The sequence below is a fragment of the Variovorax glacialis genome, from assembly GCF_051216375.1.
In the GTDB taxonomy this organism is placed as follows: domain Bacteria; phylum Pseudomonadota; class Gammaproteobacteria; order Burkholderiales; family Burkholderiaceae_C; genus Variovorax.
The window spans coordinates 380,185-403,637 of record NZ_JBPJZT010000006.1 but is presented as its reverse complement, the minus strand read 5'-3'; the positions used below and the strand labels follow the sequence as shown (position 1 = coordinate 403,637).

General features: G+C 62.0%; 17 protein-coding genes and 2 pseudogenes. 3 read left to right on the top strand and 16 right to left on the bottom strand.

Going from position 1 to position 23,453, the window contains the following annotated elements; translation table 11 throughout:
• The first annotated feature begins 5 nt into the window (after window positions 1-5).
• Both ACSFBL_RS18775 and ACSFBL_RS18770 read left to right on the top strand, forming a co-directional pair.
• Window positions 6-4,142: a PilC/PilY family type IV pilus protein gene (locus ACSFBL_RS18775; RefSeq protein ID WP_435517302.1), complete on the top strand. Its 4,137-nt coding sequence runs from the start codon at window positions 6-8 to the stop codon at window positions 4,140-4,142.
• 176 nt (window positions 4,143-4,318) lie between these two features.
• Window positions 4,319-4,822: an energy transducer TonB gene (locus ACSFBL_RS18770; protein WP_435517301.1), complete on the top strand. Its 504-nt coding sequence runs from the start codon at window positions 4,319-4,321 to the stop codon at window positions 4,820-4,822.
• 397 nt (window positions 4,823-5,219) lie between these two features.
• Here ACSFBL_RS18770 and ACSFBL_RS18765 read toward each other — a convergent pair.
• The 4 genes and pseudogenes from ACSFBL_RS18765 to ACSFBL_RS18750 form a co-directional block, all read right to left on the bottom strand.
• A pseudogene (locus ACSFBL_RS18765) lies at window positions 5,220-5,526 on the bottom strand (IS5/IS1182 family transposase); the annotation flags it as partial.
• Window positions 5,527-5,687: 161 nt separating this feature from the next.
• Window positions 5,688-6,794, bottom strand: coding sequence for a glycosyltransferase family 4 protein (locus tag ACSFBL_RS18760; protein ID WP_435517300.1), 1,107 nt, complete (start codon window positions 6,792-6,794; stop codon window positions 5,688-5,690).
• Window positions 6,791-7,690, bottom strand: a complete 900-nt coding sequence (locus tag ACSFBL_RS18755) for an FkbM family methyltransferase (protein ID WP_435517299.1) — start codon at window positions 7,688-7,690, stop codon at window positions 6,791-6,793. The genes ACSFBL_RS18760 and ACSFBL_RS18755 overlap by 4 nt, the downstream gene beginning before the upstream one ends.
• Window positions 7,687-9,087 carry a lipopolysaccharide biosynthesis protein gene (locus tag ACSFBL_RS18750; RefSeq protein ID WP_435517386.1) on the bottom strand — a complete coding sequence of 467 codons (1,401 nt, stop codon included), beginning with the start codon at window positions 9,085-9,087 and terminating at the stop codon, window positions 7,687-7,689. The genes ACSFBL_RS18755 and ACSFBL_RS18750 overlap by 4 nt, the downstream gene beginning before the upstream one ends.
• On the opposite strand from ACSFBL_RS18750, the pseudogene ACSFBL_RS18745 reads away from it, so the two are divergent.
• Window positions 9,069-9,257, top strand: a pseudogene (locus tag ACSFBL_RS18745) (IS3 family transposase); the annotation flags it as partial. The gene ACSFBL_RS18750 and the pseudogene ACSFBL_RS18745 overlap by 19 nt on opposite strands.
• 14 nt (window positions 9,258-9,271) lie before the next feature.
• Here ACSFBL_RS18745 and ACSFBL_RS18740 read toward each other — a convergent pair.
• The 12 genes from ACSFBL_RS18740 to sucC all read right to left on the bottom strand — a co-directional run bounded on the left by ACSFBL_RS18740 (window position 9,272) and on the right by sucC (window position 23,329).
• The gene (locus tag ACSFBL_RS18740) at window positions 9,272-9,991 is read right to left on the bottom strand and encodes a glycosyltransferase (protein WP_435517298.1); all 720 of its coding nucleotides are present in this window, start codon (window positions 9,989-9,991) and stop codon (window positions 9,272-9,274) included.
• Window positions 9,988-11,691, bottom strand: a complete 1,704-nt coding sequence (locus ACSFBL_RS18735; protein ID WP_435517382.1) for an FkbM family methyltransferase — start codon at window positions 11,689-11,691, stop codon at window positions 9,988-9,990. The genes ACSFBL_RS18740 and ACSFBL_RS18735 overlap by 4 nt, the downstream gene beginning before the upstream one ends.
• An 88-nt stretch (window positions 11,692-11,779) precedes the next feature.
• Window positions 11,780-13,048 carry a glycosyltransferase family 2 protein gene (locus tag ACSFBL_RS18730; RefSeq protein WP_435517297.1) on the bottom strand — a complete coding sequence of 423 codons (1,269 nt, stop codon included), beginning with the start codon at window positions 13,046-13,048 and terminating at the stop codon, window positions 11,780-11,782.
• Entirely contained in the window at window positions 13,008-15,068 is a 2,061-nt protein-coding gene (locus ACSFBL_RS18725; RefSeq protein WP_435517296.1) for a glycosyltransferase 87 family protein, read from the bottom strand. Before ACSFBL_RS18725 ends, ACSFBL_RS18730 begins: the two co-directional genes overlap by 41 nt.
• A gap of 68 nt (window positions 15,069-15,136) precedes the next feature.
• Window positions 15,137-15,580 (bottom strand): pilin, encoded by a 444-nt coding sequence (locus ACSFBL_RS18720; RefSeq protein ID WP_435517295.1) that lies wholly within the window; start codon window positions 15,578-15,580, stop codon window positions 15,137-15,139.
• 204 nt (window positions 15,581-15,784) lie between these two features.
• Window positions 15,785-16,582: an MBL fold metallo-hydrolase gene (locus ACSFBL_RS18715; RefSeq protein WP_435517294.1), complete on the bottom strand. Its 798-nt coding sequence runs from the start codon at window positions 16,580-16,582 to the stop codon at window positions 15,785-15,787.
• A 35-nt stretch (window positions 16,583-16,617) separates the two neighbouring features.
• A complete protein-coding gene (locus ACSFBL_RS18710; protein ID WP_435517293.1) occupies window positions 16,618-18,885 on the bottom strand; it encodes a CHASE2 domain-containing protein in 2,268 nt (755 codons plus the stop codon).
• A gap of 39 nt (window positions 18,886-18,924) precedes the next feature.
• Window positions 18,925-19,581 carry an FHA domain-containing protein gene (locus ACSFBL_RS18705; RefSeq protein WP_435517292.1) on the bottom strand — a complete coding sequence of 219 codons (657 nt, stop codon included), beginning with the start codon at window positions 19,579-19,581 and terminating at the stop codon, window positions 18,925-18,927.
• A gap of 68 nt (window positions 19,582-19,649) precedes the next feature.
• Window positions 19,650-20,459, bottom strand: coding sequence for a Stp1/IreP family PP2C-type Ser/Thr phosphatase (locus tag ACSFBL_RS18700; protein WP_435517291.1), 810 nt, complete (start codon window positions 20,457-20,459; stop codon window positions 19,650-19,652).
• A gap of 27 nt (window positions 20,460-20,486) precedes the next feature.
• Window positions 20,487-21,167: a TerC family protein gene (locus ACSFBL_RS18695; protein ID WP_435517290.1), complete on the bottom strand. Its 681-nt coding sequence runs from the start codon at window positions 21,165-21,167 to the stop codon at window positions 20,487-20,489.
• Window positions 21,168-21,259: 92 nt separating this feature from the next.
• A complete protein-coding gene (gene sucD, locus ACSFBL_RS18690) occupies window positions 21,260-22,153 on the bottom strand; it encodes a succinate--CoA ligase subunit alpha (protein ID WP_435517289.1) in 894 nt (297 codons plus the stop codon).
• Between the two features lie 9 nt (window positions 22,154-22,162).
• On the bottom strand, window positions 22,163-23,329 hold the full coding sequence (gene sucC / locus ACSFBL_RS18685) for an ADP-forming succinate--CoA ligase subunit beta (protein WP_435517288.1): 1,167 nt from the start codon (window positions 23,327-23,329) through the stop codon (window positions 22,163-22,165).
• Between the last annotated feature and the right edge of the window lie 124 nt (window positions 23,330-23,453).

Genomic DNA, 23,453 nt, shown 5'->3' with positions numbered 1-23,453 from the left:
ACCTCATGAACAAACGGATTCGACAAGGCGCCCTGGCTTTGCTGCGCGGCGCGATTGCCACCGCGGTCGGCCTGTCCCTGGGCGCGACGATGATCGCCTCGGCCACATCGCTGGCCGACCAGCCGGTGTTCTCCACTTCGAGCGTGCCCGGCAACCTCGCCCTGACGCTGTCGGTCGAGTGGCCCACCGCCTCGCGGACGGCGCATACCGACAACTACAGCAGCGCGAGCACTTACCTGGGGTACTTCGATCCGAACAAGTGCTATCTCTATCAGAGTGACACGACGTCCAACGGCGTCACCGCGGCCGACAAGGGCGACTCCAGCTATTTCTATCCCCAGGGTGCCGCAACCAATCGCAAGTGCTCGAATGCCTGGAGCGGGAATTTCCTGAACTGGGCATCCACGCCCACCATCGATCCGTTCCGCTGGGCGATGACCGGTGGCTATCGCGTGGTCGATACGCCGACCACCACCATCCTGCAGAAGGCCTATCACGCGGGGCAAGGCCTGTTCGACGACCGCTTGCTGACGCAAAGCGAGATCGCCGGCGCGACGCCGTTCAGCACGGCCACCAGCCTCAACGTGTCGATCGGCGGGCGCGGTTTCGTGATGCAGTTGACCGCCGGGGCGCCGAGTTCAGGACGCTCGTTCTCGGGCAACTTCTACCAGAACAATCCCTATCGGACGGTCGGGGGAACGGTTGTCGCGACCGTCACCAACGACTCCTTGAACCACATCTGGAACGGGGCGAACCCGGCGCCGGGCGTGAATCCCGAATACTTCTCGGTGACGTACACCGGGACCTTCACGGCCCCGGAAACCGGCAACTACCAATTCCAGACGACCTCGGACGACGGTGTTCGCGTGTTCGTCAATGGCACCAAGGTCATCGACAACTGGACGGACCACGGCGCGGTGACCGACACCAGCGGCAATGTTGCCCTGACCTCCGGCCAGAGCTTCTCCGTTCAGGTCGACTTCTACCAGGGCAATGGCGGCGACCAGGTGCAGCTGTTCTGGAAGAAGCCTTCCACCAACTCATTTAACCTGTTCACCAGCGACTCCTCCGTCACCAACTACACGATGCGCGTGAAGGTGTGCGACCCTTCGCTGGGCGTCGCACTGCTGGAAGCGAACTGCAAGGCCTACGGCAGCAACTACAAGCCCGAGGGCCTGATCCAGCAGTACTCCGACAAGATGCGCTACAGCGCGTTCGGCTACCTGAACGACAGCAGCGGCACGCGTGACGGCGCCGTCCTGCGCGCCCAGCAGAAGTTCGTCGGACCCACGTACCCGGTTCCGGGCGCACTCCCCGCTGCCAATTCCGCGCAGGAATGGAGCTCGGTCGACGGCACGATGACCCGGAACCCCGATGCGGCCGACGCCGCGACGACGACCTCCGACACCGGCGTCAACATCAGCGACAGCGGGGTCATGAACTACCTCAACAAGTTCGGCCAGCTGATTCCCGGCGGCTACAAGAACTACGACCCGGTCAACGAGCTGTACTACGCGGCGATGCGCTACTACCGCAAGCTGGGCAACGTGCCGGAATGGAGCGACACCAGCACCACCGGCGACACGAACACCCGGAGGACGTGGATCGACGGCTTCCCGGTGATCAAGAGCTGGAACGACCCCATCCAGTACGCCTGCCAACGCAACTTCGTTCTGGGCATCGGCGACATCTACACGTGGAACGACAAGAACGTCCCCGGCAACACGCGCACGGACTCGGAGCCGACGATGCCGGCGAAGGTCACGGCCGACACCACCGTCAACGCCATGACAGCCACGGATGCGGTGGGCGTCCTGCAAGGCATGGGTGCAAACCTGTCCGGCGCGGCCACCGGCGCCGGCGGCTCGAGCTACTACATGGCCGGCCTGGCCTTCGACGCCAACACGAAGGACATCCGACCGGACCTGACCGGCATGCAGACCGTGCAGACCTACTGGGTCGACGTGCTGGAGCAGCCCTTCCAGACCAACAACAAGTTCTACCTCGCCGCCAAGTTCGGTGGCTTGAACCAGCGGAAGCTTCCCGCCGGATTCGATCCTTACACCTTCGCCGGCACCATTCCGCTGGACTGGTGGTCGACCAGCGGCGACAAACTGACTGATCCGCGCACCAACGTCGCGGTGGACCGCCCCGACAACTACTTCGCGGCGGGGCGGCCCGACACGATGCTGGCGGGCCTGACCAAGGCGTTCCAGCGGATCTCGAACGAGATCGATGCGTACACCACGTCGTTCTCGCTTTCGACGGTGCAGGTTCAGTCGACGGGTGCGGCGTCCTATGGCGCCCAGTACGACGCCACGACCTGGACGGGCATCGTGAGCGGCAGCGAGATCGTCTTCGACTCCACGGGTGCCCCGTCGAGCGTGACCCAGAAGTGGGCCAGTTCGACCACGCTAGAAACGCAGTTCAGCGGAAGCGGCTGGAACAGCAACCGTCGGGTGGTGACGTGGAATGGCACTGCGGGAACGTCATTCCGCGCCGCCAACCTGAGTTCTGCGCAAACCAGCGCGCTCGACACGCCGTATGTCACCGGCGACGACAGTGGCAACTACCTGAACTACCTGCGCGGCGACCGCAGCAACGAAAAGTCCAATTCGGATGCCACCAAGCCCTACCGTCAACGTTCGCTGCTGCTGGGCGACATCGTGGACGCCAAGGTGACCCCGGTCGGGCCGCCGAACAGGACCTACTCGGACGCCATCAACCCAGGCTATGCGGCATTCAAGACCTCCAAGGCGGGGCGCTCCACCATGGTCTATGTCGGCGCCAATGACGGCATGCTCCACGCCTTCAACGGCGCGCTGACGGGGTCGTTGGCAGGCACCGAGCAGTTTGCCTATGTGCCGAGTGCCGTGATCACCGGACCGAGCGGAACCCCGCAAGTCGACGGCCTCGCGCAACTCGGCAGCCCCAACTACGACCATCACTACTACGTCGATGCGACCGCCAAGGCGTTCGACGTCGACTTCAACACGACCTACGGCAACTTCACGACCACCAACGCGGCGAGTTCGGAATGGCACTCGATCCTGATCGGCGGCCTGGGCAAGGGCGGCAGAAGCTTCTATGCCATCGACATCACCGATCCGGACAGCATGACGACCGAGACCGCTGTCGCGGGGAAAGTCTTGTGGGAGTTCACCGATCCGACGATGGGCTACAGCTTCGGCTCGCCCAACGTCATCAAGACCCAGAAGTACGGGTGGGTCGTGGTGCTGACCTCCGGCTACAACAACACCGGCGGCGGCGGAAAGAGCTACCTCTACTTCATCAATCCGAAAACCGGCGCACTGCTGGAAAAGGTTGCCACGGGCGCCAGTTCGGACGGCCTGTCGGAAGCCTCGGCCTACGTCCAGGACTTCTCGGACAACACGGCCGATGCGATCTATGCCGGCGACCTCAACGGTCAACTGTGGCGCTTCGACGTGACGGCAGCCCGGGGCAGCAGCACGGCCTATCCGGTGGGTACCATGCTGGCCGTCGTGACGGACAGCGCGAGCAACGCGCAACCCATCACCACGCCACCGCTGATCGAGATCCAGCCTCGGACACGGCAGCGCTTCGTGATGTTCGGGACGGGTCAACTGCTGGACGCGGTCGACATCGGGTCCAAGAAGGAGCAGAGCTTCTACGGCATCCTCGATGGCACGGCGACCTCCTTTGCGGCGGCGAGCGCGAGTCCGATCACGCGAACCCAGTTGACTGCGGTTACCGATGTGTTGAGTGGCGTGAGCTTGCCGGCCACATCGCTTGGCTGGTATTTGGATCTGGGCGTCGACACCACGACGGGCATCGCCTGGCGCGTGGTGAACAACTCGACGACCTTCAGCGGCATCGTTTCTTTTGCACCGCTGTTGACGACAGGCGATGCCTGCAGCCCGTCCGGTCAAAGCCGGCTCTATGCCTTGAACTTTGCGACAGGCCAGTCGGTCCTGACCAACAGTACGGCCTATGTCTCATACCCGAATGCACTCACGGACATCAAGTTCCTGGGCGTTGACGGTACGGCGCGGCTGGTGACGGGTGACGTCAAGGCCAACCTCAAGAAGGTGGATTTCACGCTCCCGGCCGGCCAAGGCATTCGCCTGCTGAACTGGCGTGAAGTGCCGACGGTCGATTGAGGAAGAAGGCAACGCAGTTGTGGGATGAGGGGGGCTGGGCGCTGCCGGTATGCGCCGGCATATCGGTGGCGGCGCATCTGCTTTTCCTGGGGACGTTGCACCCCGGCGCGCCACCAGGGCGGTCGGTCGAATCGCGGGCACTTGGCGCACCGGAGTCGATCAGCGCTCGCTTGATCTTGACCCAATCGACCATCGCCCGCGACGTCCCCGCGGTTCTTGAAACTGACCGCCGCGCGCCGCGAGACGAGGCGCGGACCGGGCAGCCGATAAAGCCCCTGCGTTCGACTCCAGGTGTTTCATCGGCAACTCCATCGCAGCGAGATCGCGCTACTGGGCCGCCTGGTGAGCGCTCAATCGACATTCCGACCGCGACGAGCGAATTGGACAGCTACATTCCGAGTTCGCTGCTCTCAACGCCGCCTCTTGCCTCGATGCCAATCCCGATCGTGTCACCGCAGGTCGAAGCCGCAGACCTGACCCTTGTCGCAGTTTTCTCCATCTACATCGACGAAACCGGGCTGGTTCGCCATGTCATTGCCGAGGAGCCGGCGCCGTTGCCCGAACTTGAACAGGCGGTGCGCAAGGCCTTTACGGACGCGCACTTCTTGCCGGGGCAAGTGGGCAGCGTGCTGGTCAAGTCAAAGATTCGGATCGAAGTGAGCTTTGGGGATGCGGGCTAGTTCAAACTTGATCCAGAGAGACAGTCCCCCAGCACCAACAACTGAACCAAGAGGGGCGTCCGCCGTGAAGATCACGACTGTCGGCATAGACCTGGCCAGGCCGATCGGCCTTTCGGCACCTCGTTGGAAGACATGTTTCTTTGACCGCTTACAGTTCAGACTTTGGCCAGCTCGCTGCGATCCGTACGCCGCGCGCTTCTGCTTTGGCCGCAGCCGCGGCGCTAGGTTCTATACCGTGCAGACGGCATGCTGATGGTAGTCCGGCCAGCAGATGCCCCGTGTAGCAGCCCACCTCGAGCACATCTATAGGATCATCGGGACTCATCAACTCGCCGCGACACAATCCTCATCCAGATTGTCGCGCGACTCGCACTTAGATTGACGCGCCAGAGCCTCATTGATTGCTCTTCTTGGTCTGATGCATCTCGGGATCGCGCGTGTTGTCTGCGTTCTTGGTCGGGCTGGGCGCCGCGATGATGGTTGCATCCACGATGGTGCCGGTGCGCATCAGAAGGCCTTGGTCGGCAAGGTGCGTGTTGATCTCGTCGAACATCGCCTTGGTGAGGTCGCTGTCCAGCAGCAGGCGCCTGCACTTGAGCAGCCTGGGGGCATCGGGGATTCGCGCGACAGCTCGATCCCCACAAAGTCGCGCAGTGCCTGGCTGCGTACAGAGCATCTTCTGGCGCCTCATCGGCCAGGCAGTACTGCGCAGCATCTTGGGCACGCCGATCGGCTGATGTCGACCGGAATGCGCAGCGCCGCGTGCGTTCCAGTGCAACGCCACGCGTCGCGGAACACGGTGATCACGGAGACAACGGTGTCGTGCATGGCCGCGTGCACCAGAAGCGCTTACTGTTCGAGATCATTACCGACAGGCCAGCGCGACCTCATAAGCAGCTGACGTTTCCCGTGCGCACTGGTCCCAAGAGAAAAACCGCAGCCGCCGCAGTCCAACTTGTACAAGTTGGCGTTGCCGATCCTGGTCCGACAACACGGACTCGACCGCGTGCGCGATCGAGTCCGGGTCGTTCGGATCGAAGAAGTCAGCAGCATCACCGATGACTTCGGGTAGTGAACCAGCGTTGCTGGAGATGACAGGGCACTCGCATGACATCGCTTCCAAGGGAGGAAGACCGAAACCTTCGTAAAGTGAGGGATAGACGAAGGCTGCCGCAGAACGGTAGCACGCCGCCAGCACCGCGTCGTTGCCACCCAGATGGTGCAGACCATCCACGCGCACGCCGGCGTCGAAGGCTGCTTGCCTTTCCTCTCTGCCGAAAGGCCGGCCACCGAAGGCTAGGATGTCATACGCTGACCGCAGTGCCGGACGGGAGCCGACAGCGCGCAGTAGGGCCCGGAAATTCTTGTAGCCATGGCGCTGCCCCACATACAACAGGAACGGCCGGCCCGTCTCCGTCGCAACGGTGCGATTCGGGTACGGCAGTGGGTCGAAGCCGTGGTAAACGACGCTCACCTTGTCCGGCGACACGTCGAATAGGTCGCACAGATCATTTTTCGCTGACTTCGAAACCGCGATCAGGTGATCGGCCCTGCTGGTCGAACTTTTCTTACGTCGTGTGGTCCCGTCCTGCAGACGGAAGCACTCGGGCATCCGTTCGTGGATCATGTCGTGCACAGTGACCACCACCCTGGTGCCGCCCAAGTTCACGGGGCGATCTGTGTAGTAGGTCTCGTGCACGACGTCGGGTCGCCAAGTTTGGCGGTTTCGCAGTTTGAGTATTGTTCGATTTGTCGCAAGCAGCAAAGGGGCAGCTTCAGGCGGGAAATACGGCAGGCGGATGCTGCCGCGCTGGGCAGCAAAATCATTCAGAAACTGGTTGATGTGCAATGGGGCGAAGATCCTGGCGTCGTGGCCGTATTGTCCAAGATACTCCGCCAGACGAACAACATAGCGGGAAACGCCTCCGAACGACTGAATGCTGAAGGCCTGGTGATCAAAGGTGATCTTCATGACGCCCTGATCCCCTCACGTTCATGCTGGATCAGAGCTTGGAAAATGTCCGCATCTGCGATCGAGAAGCAGCAGAGGTCGAAGTAGACTGCCCCGCCGCCTGCGCCGTGGCGTTGCATCACATTGGCGACCAGGTCTTGCGCCAAGCCGCGCGTGAGGTCGGTACCCATCAGATAGTTGCCATAGTTGTCATACACAACGACCGAGCGATAACCGATACCACCCAAGCCTTCGACTGCTGCGACGGCGTCCGAGGGGTTCGAATTCCCGATGAGAGGGTCAAATTCGAAGAACAGGATCGGCATGTCCAAGGCCAAGCTGTCCAGCGCCCCGAGCAAAATGGCAAAGTCGAAACCGTCCGTGTCTGTCTTGATGAGTTTGACGGGCCCAAGATCGGCATTCTTCGCCAATATTTCCCGCACCGTAGTCGTGCGACTGGCGCCCTGTTCACGCATAACCATCCGCCTTGGCATCAGATGCGCCGTGCCTCCCGTGGTCAGTACTTCGAAATCCACGTCGTCGGCCCCCGACGGACGGATGAAATTTGGAATCACGCGGTTCGTGCCGGGCAACGGTAAAAGGTTGGCCTGCAGATATGGCAGGAACGCCGAATTGCCTTCCACGCACAGGATCGGGCCGCTTACGATCGATCGGATTGCGACGGCTGAATCGCCAATGTTGGCGCCGATATCCAGCGTCACCATGCCTGAATACTTGCTGTCGACCAGTCTGGCGATGACGGGCAGTTTTCGATCGTAGTTGAGAAACGCCTGCTGGTATTCGTCCAGCCTGTGCCCAGGTGGCAGCGTGATACGGTGCGTCCCAACGACATAGTACCGATGTTGCCGTTTTGCGAGCCAGCGCTTGGCGAACTTCAGAAGAATCCAGATGCTCATTTGCGGTCGATTTTCGAGAAGGTGAGTCCTAACTGCCTCTCGATCTGGGGGCGATACAAGATGCCATACAGTGTGCCAAGTGTGATGGCAAAGAATGCGGTGAAGACATAGACCATAGCGTCGATGCCCGCCGTTCGGACCACAAGAAATTTCAAGGGAACCCCGACAGCAACGATGATTAGAACTGCAACGGCCTGCGGCCGGAGTATTCCCATGCCATTCATAAACATCGCAAAGCAATTAGCCATCGCCGCTGCAATGGTCCACGTGCCAAGGGCATAGACAAGACTGGCCGATGGGGCAACCTGACCGTCCGTCCAATAGCGCAGCAAGGGAGCGCTCAAAAAGGCCAAGACCGCCACCGACGTGGCGGAATATGCGAGCGTCAACTGGGCTGCCGAGCCAAGCGTCTTGCGGATGAACGCCCGGTCATTTCGTGCATTGGCATCTGCGTATGCGGGCCACAGTGGGCTGTTCAAGATGTGTATTGGCTGGGCAGCGAACAGGTACATGTGCTGAACCAGCGTGAAGGCGGCAACAGCGGACGCGCCCAGCGTGCTGGAGATGATCAAGCTGTCCATTCCCCACCCAAACGCAGTGCCGATCTGCAGGACGAAGAAAAGCAGACTCACGCGTAGCAACTTCGGTTTCTCAATTTTGGTTGAACGAACCAAGCCGGCAAGGCGAAACAATCCTTTGCGCCCCAGTTGAATCCACAGCCAGACTCCGGGCATCATGCCCCCCACCATGCTACATAGGAGCAGCACTAGCATGCCAGCGTGGTATCGCGTCGCGATGTACAACAACAAAAGCCCGACAAAGGTGCAGGGCACGCTGGTGGCGAAGACCTCAAAGCCACGCTGCAGGCCATGGTAGACCCGCAGCACGCCATTGGTGAAGATGGATGCGGCAAACAATCCTGCAAACGTCAATACAGTGATGCGGATTTCATCGACCAGTGCGTCCGAGGTGGTCTTGATCAACACCTGCCACGGCAGCAGCCATGCAGCGGCGCCCAGCAACAGCAACAGCGCGAAGGCTAGGATAGCCAGCACTCCAAGTCCGCCGCTGACGGCCTGCGAAAGTTCGTTGATCCCAAGCTCGGACGCAGCACGCGCGATGCGGTTGGTCAGGCCATTGCCGACCCCCAGGTCGAGGAAGCTCAACACAGCGGCCAAGCTGGCAATGGTCATCCATGCGCCAAAACGCTCTGCGCCGAGATAGGGGACTGTCCAACTAACGGATAGCACCAAGGCGAGCATGCTGGCGGCACTGCTTGCTGCGTGCGCCAACATGGTCCACGAGGCTCGCCGGTAGCGCTCGGCCGCCCGGCCTTCCTCGGTGTCGGCAGGGAAAGGCTTTATCCGCAGATGGCGCGCGACGACGACAAGATTCACGGCTACCGCCTAGCTTGCTCATCCAGATAAGCCACCTGACCGACGACGCTGTACTGGTGCATATCAAGGCCATTCATGCCGAGACGCGCGGCGGCTACGGCTGGCCGCGCATGTGCAAGAAATTGCTCGCGCGCGGCATCCGTGTAGGCAAGGGCAGGGCGCAAAGGCTCTCGTTGGAGGCGCATCAATTGCCCCTGTGCCATCGAAGCCGGAACCATTTGAATGGCTGCCAGAGTGCTGCTGCGATCGGCCCCAAGTAGCGCCCAATGATGGCTGGCTGCGCTCGGACGAAATTGACGTCGAAGGTACGTGATGACAACCCCGTGGCAGCGTACCAGGCAATCGGAACCGCCAGATATCGAACGCGCCGTCGCAGGTTCGCATCCCACAACAGGCGAATGTTCAGCAGATGGTCGGCATGCGTGCGAAAGCGACGCATGAAGGGTCCGTGCGTGGCAATTGACTCGCGAGAATAAACAATTCCCTGATGGCAGACGTTGAGCACCAGGATCTGGAAGCGGCTGGGTCGAGTCCGATGAAGACCCTTCGAGCCCCAATAAACGTCGGAGAAGACGGCTGCAGGCGCTTCGGCCGCGACTAGGCTCAAAACCTGGTGCACAGAAGGCAAGAGGATGTCGTCCTTGCCGAGAAAGTAGAGATAGCGTCCCGTACTGGCAGCAACGCCATCGTTCATGGCGGCGTACACGCTCGGTCGCGACTCGGCGACTACGCGAGTATTTGGAAACCGCTCGGCCGCGTCGACCAACTTGCTGTTGGGTAGCACGAGCACGATCTCGCGCATTTCTGAATCGGGGATTGCCAGACACACCGAATCCACACAGCGACGCAGCTCGAGGTCTACGTCGAGTGCCGGGATGATGATGCTTAACAGCGGAGGCGTCACGACTGCGCTGCCTGCTCACGACGGAAGATGCCGTCAATCTGCAGCAGTTGGCCGGTCTCGGCATTGCCGAAATTGTTTTCGACCCCGACCAGCACGTACCCCTTGCGACGCAGGTCGGCGTACAGGTCATCGAACAAGGCCTGACCCGCATAGAGCGGCGCCAACGACATCTCCACCTGTATCGTGTCGATTCGCTCCAGGCTGCGAACCGCGCCTCGAAGGACCTGGGCCTCGTAGCCTTGCGTATCGACCTTGAGGTAAATGTTGCGCGCATTGCCACAGGTCTTCTCGAACATGGCATCGAGCGTCTCGACCCGAATGGTTTCCTCGCCGATGTACCGGGAATGGGGCGCAGCATCCTCGTGCAGTTTCAGCATTTCCAAAATCGAACTGCTCTCGGAATTTCCCGCCACGTGGATCGTCTGAGTGCCCGAAGCATCGCCCAAGGCCATTTGCAGCACCTGCCAGTTGGCGTCCCCAAGTGCTGCGCGCTCCAGCTGAGCGTAGGCGGCGCTGAGCGGCTCAAACGACACGATGCGCCCTCGGTATCCGAATTGTCGACGCAGCTCCAATCCGAACTGACCGGTATTGGCCCCGACATCCAACACGGTGTCTATTCGATGGTGTTCGATCAAGCGCCGCCTCCGCGCGATCGGATGTGAACCCGGCTTGTAAGGTACGACGTCGACGCCAAAGCGACGAGCAACCAGCTGAGCGGATTTGAGAATACCCATCAGCATCGATGATCCTTCAGCCACTCTGCGGGCTGGCTGATATTTGGAACTCAAAGCGCACCGCATCGCGAACGGTCCGGTCGCCTTGCGCAACGCCAGCAGGCACCTCACGGCCACATCATTGATGAAAGACTGATGCCGCTGATGGGGACTGAACACCGAAGCCCAGCGAGGAACGGCAGTTTTTTCCCGGTCAATGAAATGCTGCGTAATCAAACTTTTGCCGTCGTGGGAAACCAGGTCCCCATAGTGGTCAAAGAATGCATGGATCTGACCCAGCAGGCTACTCGTCCAATCGTCGCGCACGATTACCTTCCAGGCTCGTTGCGAACGCTTCACCAGCCCGGGGTGTCGGCCGATCACGTTGGCGCCATGCTGGCGATACAGGAGCGTCGGCTCTTCGTCGTACACCACGACGCCGAAGGCGCTCACGACCAGATAGATCCACCAGTCATGAAAGCGAACCGACGTCGGTACGCCGGCCCGTTGCAACAGTAACAGTGCCGCGCGATTGATAGCCGCCGTGCAACCAACGATGATGTTCTCGGTCAAGGCGTTCGCCATTGAGGGACTGCGTGGCAGGGGCGGCGTTCGACCGAGCGGATGCAAGTTCTGGTCAACGAACGTCTGCGCGCTTCCGTACAGCCCGGGCACACTGCCAAGCTGGTTGAGGCGTTCCCACGCACGCTGAAGCTTGTCAGGGAACCAGACGTCATCCTGGTCGGCAAGCATGACCATGTCTACGTCTTTTGGAACCAGTGACAGCAAGGTGAGAAAGCTCTGTCCGAAACCCAAGTTCTGGCCGGCGATGATGGTGATCCGCGGGTCGGCCAGCGCCGCGATTTCGTCCACTGTTCTGTCGGTAGATCCATCGTCTCGTACAAGCACAGTGCCTCGCGCGGGAAGCTGTGACAAGACGGACAGCATTTGCTCTCGTACATAGCGCTCGCCTTGGAAGGTCGACATGATCACGACCACGTACGGCGCGTTTGCTGCAGTCCCCGGGCTTCTTGTTGCTGATGTCGAATCGGGCAGATTGTCACGGGCCACCACGTTAGCCCCCAACTGTTTGTCCTGTCGCCGCCGGCGGCCGGCGGGAATCGAATGCGCTGCGCAGCGCGGCAAAAAAAATCGATGCGAGCACCGATTGCGTTCCCATCAGCAGCAGCGCCACGCCGGGAATGATCTGACGCATCGCCGCTTCTGGTTGCAGTGCGCCGAATCCGCTGCTGCCCCATTGCCAAGTCAGGCTTGCACACAATGCCAGACCCGCGAAGGTAGCGAGTCCGCCGCCGGCGGGCAGCAACGACCCCCTCGCCACGTGGAGCGCCCACCGATCGCGAGGGTGAATCGTGTTCAGGTGAGCCCAGTGGCGCGCAAGCACCGCACCCATCGCAAAAAGCATGGTTTGGTACCCGAGCACCATCCCGGCGGCCGCAAGCAATTGAGTGTGAATGCCGACGGGCCATCGACCCCATCCTCCCGGGTGCGCATGCGCGAGTCCCAACTGGACCAACCCCAGCAGGGCGAGCGCAGCGCCCGGATAAAGAAACAGCCATCGCGGCGTGAACAGCAACAGAAAGCGCAGATGGCGCCACCCATCGCGCCATGTGCGCAAATGCGGCGGCCGATCGCGCCCATCGGGAGACAAGGTGGTCGGCACCTCGGCAATGCGCAGGTGGCTCAAGGATGCCTTGACGACCATCTCGCTGGCAAACTCCATGCCTTCACAGCACAGCCCCAATTGCGAGATCGCTTGCCGCTCAAAGCCGCGCAGCCCACAGTGAAAGTCGCCGATGGGTGACTTGAAGAACAACCGACCCACAAAACTGAGCACCGGGTTACCGAGGTAGCGATGCAGCGGCGGCATGGCGCCGGGCAAAATTCTGCCGCGAAAGCGGTTGCCCATCACCAGCTGACTGCCATTCCGCAGTGCAGCGACGAAGCCGTCGAGCTCGCCGAAGTCGTAGCTTTCATCGGCATCTCCCATAACGACATATTGCCCCCTTGCAGATGCAATGCCGGCGAGCAACGCCGCGCCGTAGCCACGCACGGGCGCAGAGACGACGCGCGCCCCGCATGCCATGGCCAAGGTTTGCGAGCCGTCGCTCGATCCGTTGTCCGAGACGAGGACTTCGCCTCGAACGCCGCTCCGAGTCAGGAAGTCTTGAGCCTTGGCAATGCAGGCCGGCAAAGTGAGTGCCTCGTTCAGGCATGGCATCAGAATGGTCAATTCGATCTTGCCGTCCTGGTCGCTTGCCGGCGCGACCTGCACCCACTCTTCAGAAATCACTTCGTTCGACATGGAAACGTCCTCGTTCACGCCAACACTTCAACGGGCGCGGCGACTTGATCCACTCATTCGCACTGCCCAAGCCCGAGAAGTCGCCACCGCCTCGAAGCAGATCCGCAAATCGCACCCAGCCATCATCATTCACCCAAATTGCGAAATCTGGATAGCCGCGGCGCCAGATGGAGCCGTTGCGCACGCTGGTCGTGTGTCGCGAGCGAAAAAGATCAGGGCAGGCGCGCTCGACGCGATCGAGCACCTGATCAGCCAGGCGCTTGCTCGCCAGCTCGGCGTCGCTCAGCCCGTCTCCGGGCACCAAGCGGCAGGTGTAGACATAAATCTGATCTCGCGAGCCAGATCTGGGCCCGACCTGCTCAATAGCATCGGAGTAGCCACGGTAGCGGATGTATTCGCAGTCGCTGACATCGACGCGCAGGCCGAGGCGCCGAAGTGGGTAGTCAAACGTGGCAGCAGCTGGAGCAATCGGCCGACCATCCAGTTCCACTTGCCGCACGAGCGTAAGCATCCGCAGTTGCGGCGAGTGGGTTTTGATTAGGGCGCGAATGCGCTGACCGTCGCGGCCCTCAGGATCGACGTCGGCGCCCATGCCGACGAAGGCCGAGCCCGGTGCCAAAGACGGCACCAAGAAGGACTGCGATTGTGAGTCCATCGAGAGATATAGAAATGGCTGCGACTTGAGATTCGTGGGCACAGTCGCCTGAGTCCAGGCACCGTCCCAAGGTTGTGCGCTCCATCTAAGATCCGCGGCTTCGTAGAGCAAGAGCGCTTGCACGCCCAGCAACACCATCACGGCGTAACCTTGGACGCGGGGCATGCCGCTCAGAACGCGGTGCACGCCAGCTATCAAAATCACGGCCGCGATGCAGGCCATGGGAATGAAATATCGGCTGTTACCGCTGATGAGCAACCAGAGCACCCAGGCGACAAGGAAGGACATTGTCAGGCTCGCCCAGGCGCGCTGGCTCGGTGGATAGGCAGCAAAAGGCGCCGACTGCGACCGGCGTCGCAGGGTAACGACCAGCCACAGCACGGGCAAGCACATCAGCGCCGCGTAGCGCATGTCAGCCGCCATCGTCTCCATGTGGATCATGCGCCGAGCGGCCAGCATGTCGAACGGGCGCATGAACGCCTCGGCCAGTGACGAGGGCAGGAAGCGCGGGTCGCGCATGACATCCATCGCCCCCAGCAATCTGAAAAGAGGCGACGCCGGCTCCGCGGCGACAGCGACCGCACCACCCACAGGTGCAGCCGGGTTGAAGAGACCGTCCAGCATCGGAAACAGCGGATTGCCGAATGTCGTCCAGAGCGCGTAGGCCCATGCTCCGCCGATCAGAACCAGAGCGCCCGCTGCACAGGCGCCAAATAGCAGCAGGCCCTGCCAGCGCGTGCGCCAGTTCCGCGCTGAGCCAAGCACCAGCGGCAAGGCAGGCATCAAGGCGAAGACGGCGTTCGACATCTTGAGGGCCGCAGCAGCGCCTAGCAAAACACCTGCGAGGGCTAACCGATTAACACGGTGAGCATGAAAAGAATTGACCAAGGCCACATAGCCGCCCAAGGCCAACGTGCCGGTCGTAATGTCGGTAAAGGACGAGCCCAAGGCCTGCAACAGAGCCGGGTTGGCCAAGGCCAAGGCAACTGCACTCCAGATCACCAGTGCCGGACTGCGGCCTTCTTCATCCCGGCTAACTGCACGGGCCAACTCCCAGGTCAGCCATAGCGCTAGGGAATGCAAACACGCGAACGCGATGCCAATAGCCAGCGACGGCCAGCCGGCGCCCACCATCAGCGACAGCGGCGCGTGCGCATAGGGAACAAAATAGGTTTGGGGGCCAGCCGGGAAATAATCTATGGCCACCCTGTCGTGAAAAACGCTATAGCCAGCGTATAGGTGGTAGTGCAGCGCGTCCCACGGCACATCTTTACCAGCAAATGCGGTCCATGCAGTCGCAAGAACGGTGCACAACACATACGCGCCAATGCGATCAGCCGACCTTCCCGCTGCAGGTTGGCAGGCCAGGAGCGTTGCAAGCATGTTGCGACAAACGTGTTGTCCGGCGAACAAAAAACCGCCCGAAGGCGGTTTTTGCAGAGCTCGCCAGCTTAGCGGCATTCCGAAGGCAGGTACTTGGCGGCGATATCCGCGGACGCGCACTTCCACGTCAGTTGACCAGTGCCGGCTGTCACCTCCTTGGGGGTCAGCGTCACGGTGCCAGTTGCGTTCGGGACGATCGAACTGATGGAGACGACGCCCGTCGTGTCAGCAATTGTGACGCCCCCAACGTACTTCGTGGCGCCGGGGAAACTGTAGCCACTGTTTACCAGGGTAACGGACGCAAGGGAGCCCAGCGACGAAGTCGTTTCAGCGACAGCAAGCTTGGCGGGCGCGCCCATGATGAGCACTTCGGTCATCTTCGAACGGGTCGTGTAGTCCTGATAAGCCGGCAGAGCCACGGCAGCCAAGATACCAATGATCGCCACGACGATCATCAATTCGATAAGGGTGAAACCCTTTTGCACATTGCGTGCGATGGAACGACGGTTCATTTCAGTTACTCCAGGTTAGTTGCAAGGGCCCGAGGAGAGCCCCCGGTGCGATCAACTAACCGCAGCATCTGTGCCATCCCGGTTTCTTAGTTTGCGCCCCCGGTTGCTGCGGATTTGTTCACGTTCTAGTTACAACGTGTGACCAAAACTGTTGCCGGGAGCCGACGTCGACTGACATTTTTGTCACCAACTCGGCAAGCATGGTCACACTTCCAGCACGCCAGCCGCCTGCAACCACCGAATGTCGATGCCACGCGTTTGCGAGCCGTCAGACAGATCGTCAATCTGGCTCATGATTTCATCCGTCTCAGCCGGCTTGGTATGCGTGATGTAGATCGGGTAATCCTTCCCCTCAGCAATCTGCGCCAATTCCCCCGCCAGCGTCGCCGGCGAAAGATGCAAACTCCGCCGCGCCAGCGCCTGCTCCCGATTGCTGAAAGCCGTCTCGATTACCAGCATCGCCACTTCGAGCTGATTGACCCGCTCCCAGAACGGCGCATTCCGCTCCGTATCCCCGCTGAACACCCAGTTCGGTCCGCCCTGCGCGCACCGCACGGCAAATCCGCATGCCGGCACCGTGTGTACGGCAGGTAGCACTTCAATATGCTTGAGCTTGCCGGTCCCGATCTGCAATTGCTGGCCGATCACCAGGTCATGAAAGCACACGAATGGCGCTTCCCGGCTGGGAATGCTCGCGAAGTCGGGCCAGATGACGTTGTTGAAGACATGCGCCCGGAGCGCCTCGATGGTCGCGCGAAGCGCATGCACACGCAGCGGCCGTGTGCGGCGGCTTGCCACGGCGTCGATCATCAGGGGGAGAGCAGCAACGTGGTCGAGATGCGAATGGGTAAGCACCACGTCGTCGATGCCGGCCATTTCGTCGAGGGTCAGATCGCCAACGCCAGTGCCGGCGTCGACCAGCAGGTCGCTATCGACCAGGAAAGAGGTCGTGCGGCAGTCCTTGGCGATGGCGCCTGAGCACCCCAACACACGCACCTGCATTCGCGAGACCCTTCATCTGCCAGCCTTGTGGGCTGTTATTTTGTTTCGAACCGGGTTGCGCCATCCCAGTTCGGATCCTTGGGCTGCAACGACATCGAGGCTAAACGCTGCGCATAGAGCTGGTAAAGGACTTTTTTGGCATCCGGCTCGCGCAGGGGCGCAAGCATAACTTGACCTTCCTGCCAATCTTGCGCTCTATAGGCCGCAAGGACCTGGTTCCAGCGTTCGAGATTTTCATCCCGCGCTCGGTTGCCGTCGCCCACAGTGCCGACAGGGGTAAAGATCCGAACGACTCGAAGCTTGCCTTGCACTTGCACGCAGTCGAGTTCCTGCCAGACGAATGCGGGCGCCAGCCGCGTCGTAGCCTCGCTGGCGACGATCTCGACGCCATAGTGATATCCCAAGCCCTCGATCCTTGAAGCGAGATTGACCGCGTCTCCGACGACGGTATAGCTCCGGCGGACGGCCGAACCCATGTCCCCGACGCTCATCACCCCCGTATTGATGCCGATGCCGACGCTGATTTCGGGTCGTCCGCTCTCGCGGTGTGCGGCATTCAGTTCCTTGACCGCGGCGACCATCTCGACGGCCGCGCGGACGGCCAGCTCGGCGTGGTCGGGCGTGTCGACCGGCGCACCCCAGAACGCCATGACGCAGTCGCCCATGTATTTGTCGACGGTTCCGCGGTGCGCGCTGATGACCTCCGTCAGGCGGCTGAAAACCCTGTTCAGAAAGTCCTGCAGCGCGACGGGCGCCATTTCCTCGGCCAGCTTCGTGAAGCCGCGCATATCGCAGAACATCACGGTGAGCTCCCGGCTTTCCGCACGCATGCTGTAGCGCTCGGGGTCGGCGCGCATTTCGCGCACCAGCTCCGGCGGAACGTAGGTGCCGAAAAGATGGGCCAGGTTCCGGCTTGCGCGCGCCTCGACGAGATAGCCCCAGCTCATGTTCAGGACGAATGCCAAGGCAATCAGCGCAAGCGCGGCCGCCAGGGGCAGCACGAGGCCAGCCTGGATGAAGAGCCATGTGTTGACGCCGACGAGGACCGCGGTCGTGATCGCGGCAATCAGAACGGCGCGCACCGCGGAGCTCAGGGTGAGGCCGAAGGCCAGCACCAGACCGGCTGCGAGCACCGTCACCAGCTCGTAGCCGGGCGCGTAGTCCGGCACAGCGGGCATCCGGCCGTCTAGCAGACCGGAGACGATGTTGGCATGCACTTCGACGCCCGGGTACGCCGCGCCGACCGGCGCGGAGCGCAGATCCTCCAGGCCCGGAGCCGTGGAGCCGACCAGCACGATCTTGTCCTTCAGTTCGCCAGGGGCCAGCGCACCGCCGATGACATCGGAAGCAGAGATGTGACGGAACGAGCCCCCGCGCGCGCCTCCGAGACCGCGAAACGGTACGAGCGCGCTGGCCGTGGAATCCACGGGGATCCGTAGCGACCTGCCGCCTGCCTTCAGCAAGAGCGCTACGAGAGGGGGCGGACCGGTGCCTGCACCGACGGGCGCAAACACGGGTACGACGGCGTCCGCGCCGACCGCCTCGCGGTAGACGGCGAGCCCAAGGGATTCGTAATAGCCGGGCTGGCCCTGTGTACCGGTGTACTGCGCGATCAATGGGACCGATCGCACGATGCCGTCGCGGTTCGCGTCGAGGACGACGTTGAGGAAGCCGGCCATGGGCGCGGCCTTGGCCAACTGGGGGATGGTTCCGACGAAGCCGTTCCAGCGTGTCGCGTACCAACGACCCTCGGGAAAGGCGCCCGGGGGCAGGATCGGTTCGGGCAGTACGCCGTTGGCGCGAGGCTCCAGCGTCTGGGTCAGGTAGAAGCCGAGTGCGATGCGTTGTCCCGCCAGCGCGTTCGCGAACGCCGCGTCATGGTCAAGATACGGAGCGACTCGCTCGATTTCCTCGGCGAGTCCCGCTTGTCCGCGCAGGGGCCCCTTCGCCAGACGCCTGAGCATCTCGAGCCCGGAGCTCTCGTCGGGCTCGACGAACAAAACGTCGAAACCGAGCACCACCGCCTGCTGACGCTCCATCACCTCCGTGGTGAGACGGGCCAACTTGTCCCGGCTCCACGGCCATTGGCCAAATTGCTGAAGGCTTGGGTCGTCGATGTCGACGATCACGATGCGCGGATCCAGCGTGCGCGGCATGGTGGCACGCAGGCGGGCGTCGTAGATGAAGTTGTCGATCTTTTCGAGGAAGGGAAAGCGCCAGATTCCCCCCACGTGCGCAACGGCCAACGCAACCGGGACCAGGGTGATGGCAAGGCGCGCCCAGCGTTGGCGCAGCGCGTTCATCGCGCCCCGCATCCGCTCATCCGAGTCGAAGGTGACAGGTCAGGTGACGACGAACTGCATCCGCGTGCCGCCAAGCTCGAGCACGTCGCCATCCTGCAACGCAACAGCTTCGCTGCCGAGCGGCTCCCCATTGAGGGCGGTGCCGCCATCGATCGGGGCGACGACATAGCCATGCAGGCGTCGGGTGACTGCCGCCACGGCCACGCCGGGCTTGCCGATGGTGGTGACGACCTTCTGCAGAGAAAGCTCCCGTCCGGCGCCAGTACCGGAAAGCACGCGGATGACTGCCACGCCAGCGGTGCCGCCGCCCAGCGGTGCCTGGACCGTCGGTGCAGACGAGAGCGGAATCGGACCCGAGGGTGCAGGCGATACGACCGTGCGAGTGGCGGTACCGCTTTCAGGCGCACCGGCAGTCGCCATGTAGCGCACCTTGTACTTGCCGACCTCGATGATGTCGTTCTGTTCGAGCGCCTGCTTCTTGATGGCCCGCCCGTTGACGTAGGTGCCGTTCGTGCTGTTGAGATCTTCCAGGTAGACATCGCCGCCGATCATGTGCAGCACGGCATGCTCGCCGCTGATGGCCAGATTGTCGACCACGATGTCGTTGTACGGCCGCCGCCCCAGCGTCGTGCGGTCCTTCGCGAGCGTCACTTCCTTGATGACGACACCGTCGATCGAAACGATCAATTTCGGCATGGCCGACTCCTGAATCTCATTTTTCTATTCACAGCGGGCCCTTGCGGTGGATGGTTTTCCTGAGCTTGCTATCCGGTGGCCTCGGGCGCCTCGTTTCCTCCCGCCCTGGCCAGGACGACTGAAATGTTATCCCGGCCACCATTGTCGTTGGCAGTTGCAACCAAAAGTGTTGCTTTTTCCGATAGGTCGATATTCTGTAACAAAAGTGTGAAAATCTGCGCGTCCGTAACCATCTCGCTCAGCCCGTCGGAGCAGAGCAGGAAAAGATCGCCAGCTCTCACACTGTGTTCGTGCATCTCCAGTTCGACTTGGCGTTCGATGCCCAGCGCACGGGTGACCAGGTTGCGATGCGGTGACTGAACCGCCTGCTCGGGCGTGATGGCACCTGCGTCGAGTTGCTCTTGCAAGAGCGAATGGTCACGCGTGAGCAACTCGAATTTGTCGCCGCGCAATCGATAGCACCGCGAATCGCCGATGTGGCCGATGATCGCGCGCTTTTGACCGAATGCGGCCAGCACGAGGGTTGTCCCCATGCCTTGAAGCTGCACATTCGCGATGCCTGCTTCGAGGATCGCCGAATTGGCCTCGTCGGTGCCGGCCTGCAAGGCGCGACGCACCGCCTTCGGATTGGCGTTAGGCCCCGCATGCGCAAGCCAGCGGCCGAAGCTGGCCTGCAGCAGCGCGATAGCCATCCCGCTCGCGACCTCGCCGCCGTTGTAGCCGCCCATCCCGTCGGCCAGGAGAACAAGCCCCAGCGACGCATCGAAGGCAATCGTGTCCTCGTTGTTCGCGCGCACCTTCCCCGGGTCGGTCAGCGCGGCGAAATCCCAGTTGAGCACGCCGGAATCGGTGGAAACGGGTGCACCGGGGTTTGCCATGAATCAGTCAGTCAGAGATGAGGAGGGTCAGTGCTTGGTGTGCGCACGCTTCTGCAGCCCGCGGCCCACGGCCACGACGAAGGCCGCGCCAGCGGCGGCCGCTGCGTAGTGCAGCCAGGGGTTGGCCGCCAGGACGTCGCGCAGGATCGTGTCGCTCACGATCGTCTCGCCACCGACCCAACCGATGAGGGCGGCGCCGAGCATGACGATGATGGGGAAACGTTCCATGAGCTTGATCATGAGCGTACTGCCAAAAATCACCAACGGAATACTGATTGCGAGGCCGAGGATCAGGAGCACAATGCTGCCCTGCGCGGCTGCCGCGACAGCGATCACGTTGTCCAGGCTCATGACGAGGTCGGCCAGGAGAATGGTCCGCACCGCGGCCAGCATGCTGCCGTATTCCTTGTCCTCGCCTTCGCCGTCTTCCTCTTCGCTGAGCAACTGGGTGCCGATCCACAGCAATAGCAGGCCGCCGACGATCTGGAGGTAAGGCAGCGCGAGCAGCTTCGCCGCGACGACCGTTAGGGCGATCCGCAGGACCACCGCAGCGCCCGAGCCGAACAACACCGCCGTGCGCTGCTGGTGCGGCGGCAGCGAACGCGCCGCCATGGCGATGACCACCGCGTTGTCTCCGGAAAGGATGATGTTGATCCAGACGATCTTGAGCAGGCCGATCCAGAAGTCCGCGGTTTGCAAATATTCCATGTCTCTATTCCACTGTTATTGATTGAAAAAGCGCCCGCAACCTGAATTGCGGGCGCTTCCTCTTTGTGTGGTTCAGTGAGGGAGCAAGTGTCTCAGATCAGTGCCTTGAGGCGCTTGGCCAGCTCGGAGAAATTGCGCGTGACCGTGAAGCCGCACTCTTCCATGATGGCGAGCTTGGCATCCGCGGTATCGGCGCCGCCGGAGATCAGCGCGCCGGCGTGGCCCATGCGCTTGCCGGGGGGCGCCGTCACACCGGCGATGAAGCCGACGATCGGCTTCTTCATGTTGTCCTTGCACCAGCGTGCCGCATCGGCTTCGTCGGGGCCGCCGATTTCGCCGATCATGATGACGGCGTCGGTGTCCGGATCGTCGTTGAAGGCCTTCATCACGTCGATGTGCTTCAAGCCGTTGATCGGGTCGCCGCCGATGCCGACTGCCGACGACTGGCCGAGGCCGATCTCGGTGAGTTGCGCCACGGCTTCATAGGTCAGTGTGCCGGAGCGGCTGACCACGCCGATGCGGCCCTTGCGGTGGATATGGCCGGGCATGATGCCGATCTTGATCTCGTCGGGCGTGATCAGGCCGGGGCAGTTCGGGCCAAGCAGCAGCGTCTTCTTGCCGCCGGCAGCTTCCTTGGCCTTCATCTTGTTGCGCACTTCGAGCATGTCGCGAACGGGGATGCCCTCGGTGATGCAGATCGCCATGTCCAGGTCGGCCTCGACGGCTTCCCAGATCGCGGCGGCCGCGCCGGGCGGCGGCACGTAGATCACCGACACGGTGGCGCCGGTCTGCTGGGCTGCTTCCTTGACGGAACCGAAGATGGGGATGTTGAAGATCGACTCGCCGGCCTTCTTCGGATTCACGCCGGCCACGAAGCAGTTCTTGCCGTTCGCGTATTCCTGGCACTTCTCGGTGTGGAACTGGCCGGTCTTGCCGGTGATGCCTTGCGTGATGACTTTGGTGTCTTTGTTGATGTAGATCGACATGACGTTTCCTTAGGCTTTCTTGACTGCTGCCACGACCTTCTGGGCCGCTTCCGCCATGGTGTCGGCGCTGATGATCGGCAGGCCCGAATCGGCCAGCAGCTTCTTGCCTTCGACTTCGTTGGTGCCCTTCATGCGCACGACCAGCGGCACTTGCAGGTTCACGGCCTTGCAGGCTGCGATCACGCCGGTGGCGATGGTGTCGCACTTCATGATGCCGCCGAAGATGTTGACGAGGATCGCCTCGACATTCTTGTTCTTCAGCATGATCTTGAAGGCTTCGGTGACCTTCTCGGGGGTGGCGCCGCCGCCCACGTCGAGGAAGTTGGCGGGCTCGCCGCCGAAAAGCTTGATGGTGTCCATCGTGGCCATCGCGAGGCCGGCGCCGTTCACCAGGCAGCCGATGTTGCCGTCGAGGCTGATGTAGGCGAGGTCGAACTTGCTGGCTTCGACTTCGGCTGCGTCTTCTTCGTCGAGGTCGCGCAGCGCCACGATTTCGGGGTGGCGGAACAGCGCGTTGCTGTCGAAGTTGAACTTGGCGTCCAGGGCGATGATGTTGCCCTTGCTGTCACGGTTGAGCGGATTGATCTCGACCAGCGAGGCGTCCGTCTCCATGTAGCAGGTGTAGAGCTTCTTGAAGATGTCCACGGCCTGGGCGGTGGAACCGGCCGGGATGCCGATGCCGTCGGCGATCTGCTTCGCCTGCGCGTCGGTCAGGCCGTCCTTCGGGTCGGCGTAGACGGTGATGATCTTCTCGGGCGTGGAGTGGGCCACTTCCTCGATGTCCATGCCACCTTCGCTCGAAGCGATGAAGGCCACCTTCTGCGTGGCGCGGTCGGTCACGGCCGAGACGTAGTATTCCTTCTGGATGTCGGCGCCGTCCTCGATGTAGAGCCGGCGGACCTTCTGGCCTTCGGGGCCGGTCTGGTGCGTCTTGAGCTGCATGCCGAGGATTTCGCCGGCGAGCTTCTTGACGTCTTCGATCGACTTGGCGACCTTGACGCCGCCGCCCTTGCCGCGGCCACCCGCGTGGATCTGGGCCTTGACAACCCAGACCGGGCCGCCGAGCTTCTGAGCGGCTTCGACCGCCTCCTGCACTGTGTACGCCGGGATGCCGCGCGGCACAGGCACGCCGAACTTGGCAAGAATTTCCTTGCCTTGGTACTCGTGAATCTTCATGAGGGTGTCTCTCGGAACGAGGTGTTGAGAACGGGAGAATTTGGCTGTTGTCCACGGGCCACGGCGCCCAGAGGACGGGGGCGGCGAACAGCGGAGGACTGTATCATGGGGCGCCGTACCAACG

What these genes read in the sequence shown, in the direction of transcription:
- ACSFBL_RS18775 (WP_435517302.1), top strand. Translation starts at nt 6, where the DNA reads ATGAACAAACGGATTCGACAAGGCGCCCTGGCTTTGCTGCGCGGCGCG.
- ACSFBL_RS18760 (WP_435517300.1), bottom strand. Translation starts at nt 6,794, where the DNA reads ATGAAGATCACCTTTGATCACCAGGCCTTCAGCATTCAGTCGTTCGGA.
- ACSFBL_RS18755 (WP_435517299.1), bottom strand. Translation starts at nt 7,690, where the DNA reads ATGAGCATCTGGATTCTTCTGAAGTTCGCCAAGCGCTGGCTCGCAAAA.
- ACSFBL_RS18735 (WP_435517382.1), bottom strand. Translation starts at nt 11,691, where the DNA reads ATGTCGACCTTCCAAGGCGAGCGCTATGTACGAGAGCAAATGCTGTCC.
- ACSFBL_RS18725 (WP_435517296.1), bottom strand. Translation starts at nt 15,068, where the DNA reads ATGCTTGCAACGCTCCTGGCCTGCCAACCTGCAGCGGGAAGGTCGGCT.
- ACSFBL_RS18720 (WP_435517295.1), bottom strand. Translation starts at nt 15,580, where the DNA reads ATGAACCGTCGTTCCATCGCACGCAATGTGCAAAAGGGTTTCACCCTT.
- ACSFBL_RS18715 (WP_435517294.1), bottom strand. Translation starts at nt 16,582, where the DNA reads ATGCAGGTGCGTGTGTTGGGGTGCTCAGGCGCCATCGCCAAGGACTGC.
- ACSFBL_RS18710 (WP_435517293.1), bottom strand. Translation starts at nt 18,885, where the DNA reads ATGAACGCGCTGCGCCAACGCTGGGCGCGCCTTGCCATCACCCTGGTC.
- ACSFBL_RS18705 (WP_435517292.1), bottom strand. Translation starts at nt 19,581, where the DNA reads ATGCCGAAATTGATCGTTTCGATCGACGGTGTCGTCATCAAGGAAGTG.
- ACSFBL_RS18700 (WP_435517291.1), bottom strand. Translation starts at nt 20,459, where the DNA reads ATGGCAAACCCCGGTGCACCCGTTTCCACCGATTCCGGCGTGCTCAAC.
- ACSFBL_RS18695 (WP_435517290.1), bottom strand. Translation starts at nt 21,167, where the DNA reads ATGGAATATTTGCAAACCGCGGACTTCTGGATCGGCCTGCTCAAGATC.
- sucD (WP_435517289.1), bottom strand. Translation starts at nt 22,153, where the DNA reads ATGTCGATCTACATCAACAAAGACACCAAAGTCATCACGCAAGGCATC.
- sucC (WP_435517288.1), bottom strand. Translation starts at nt 23,329, where the DNA reads ATGAAGATTCACGAGTACCAAGGCAAGGAAATTCTTGCCAAGTTCGGC.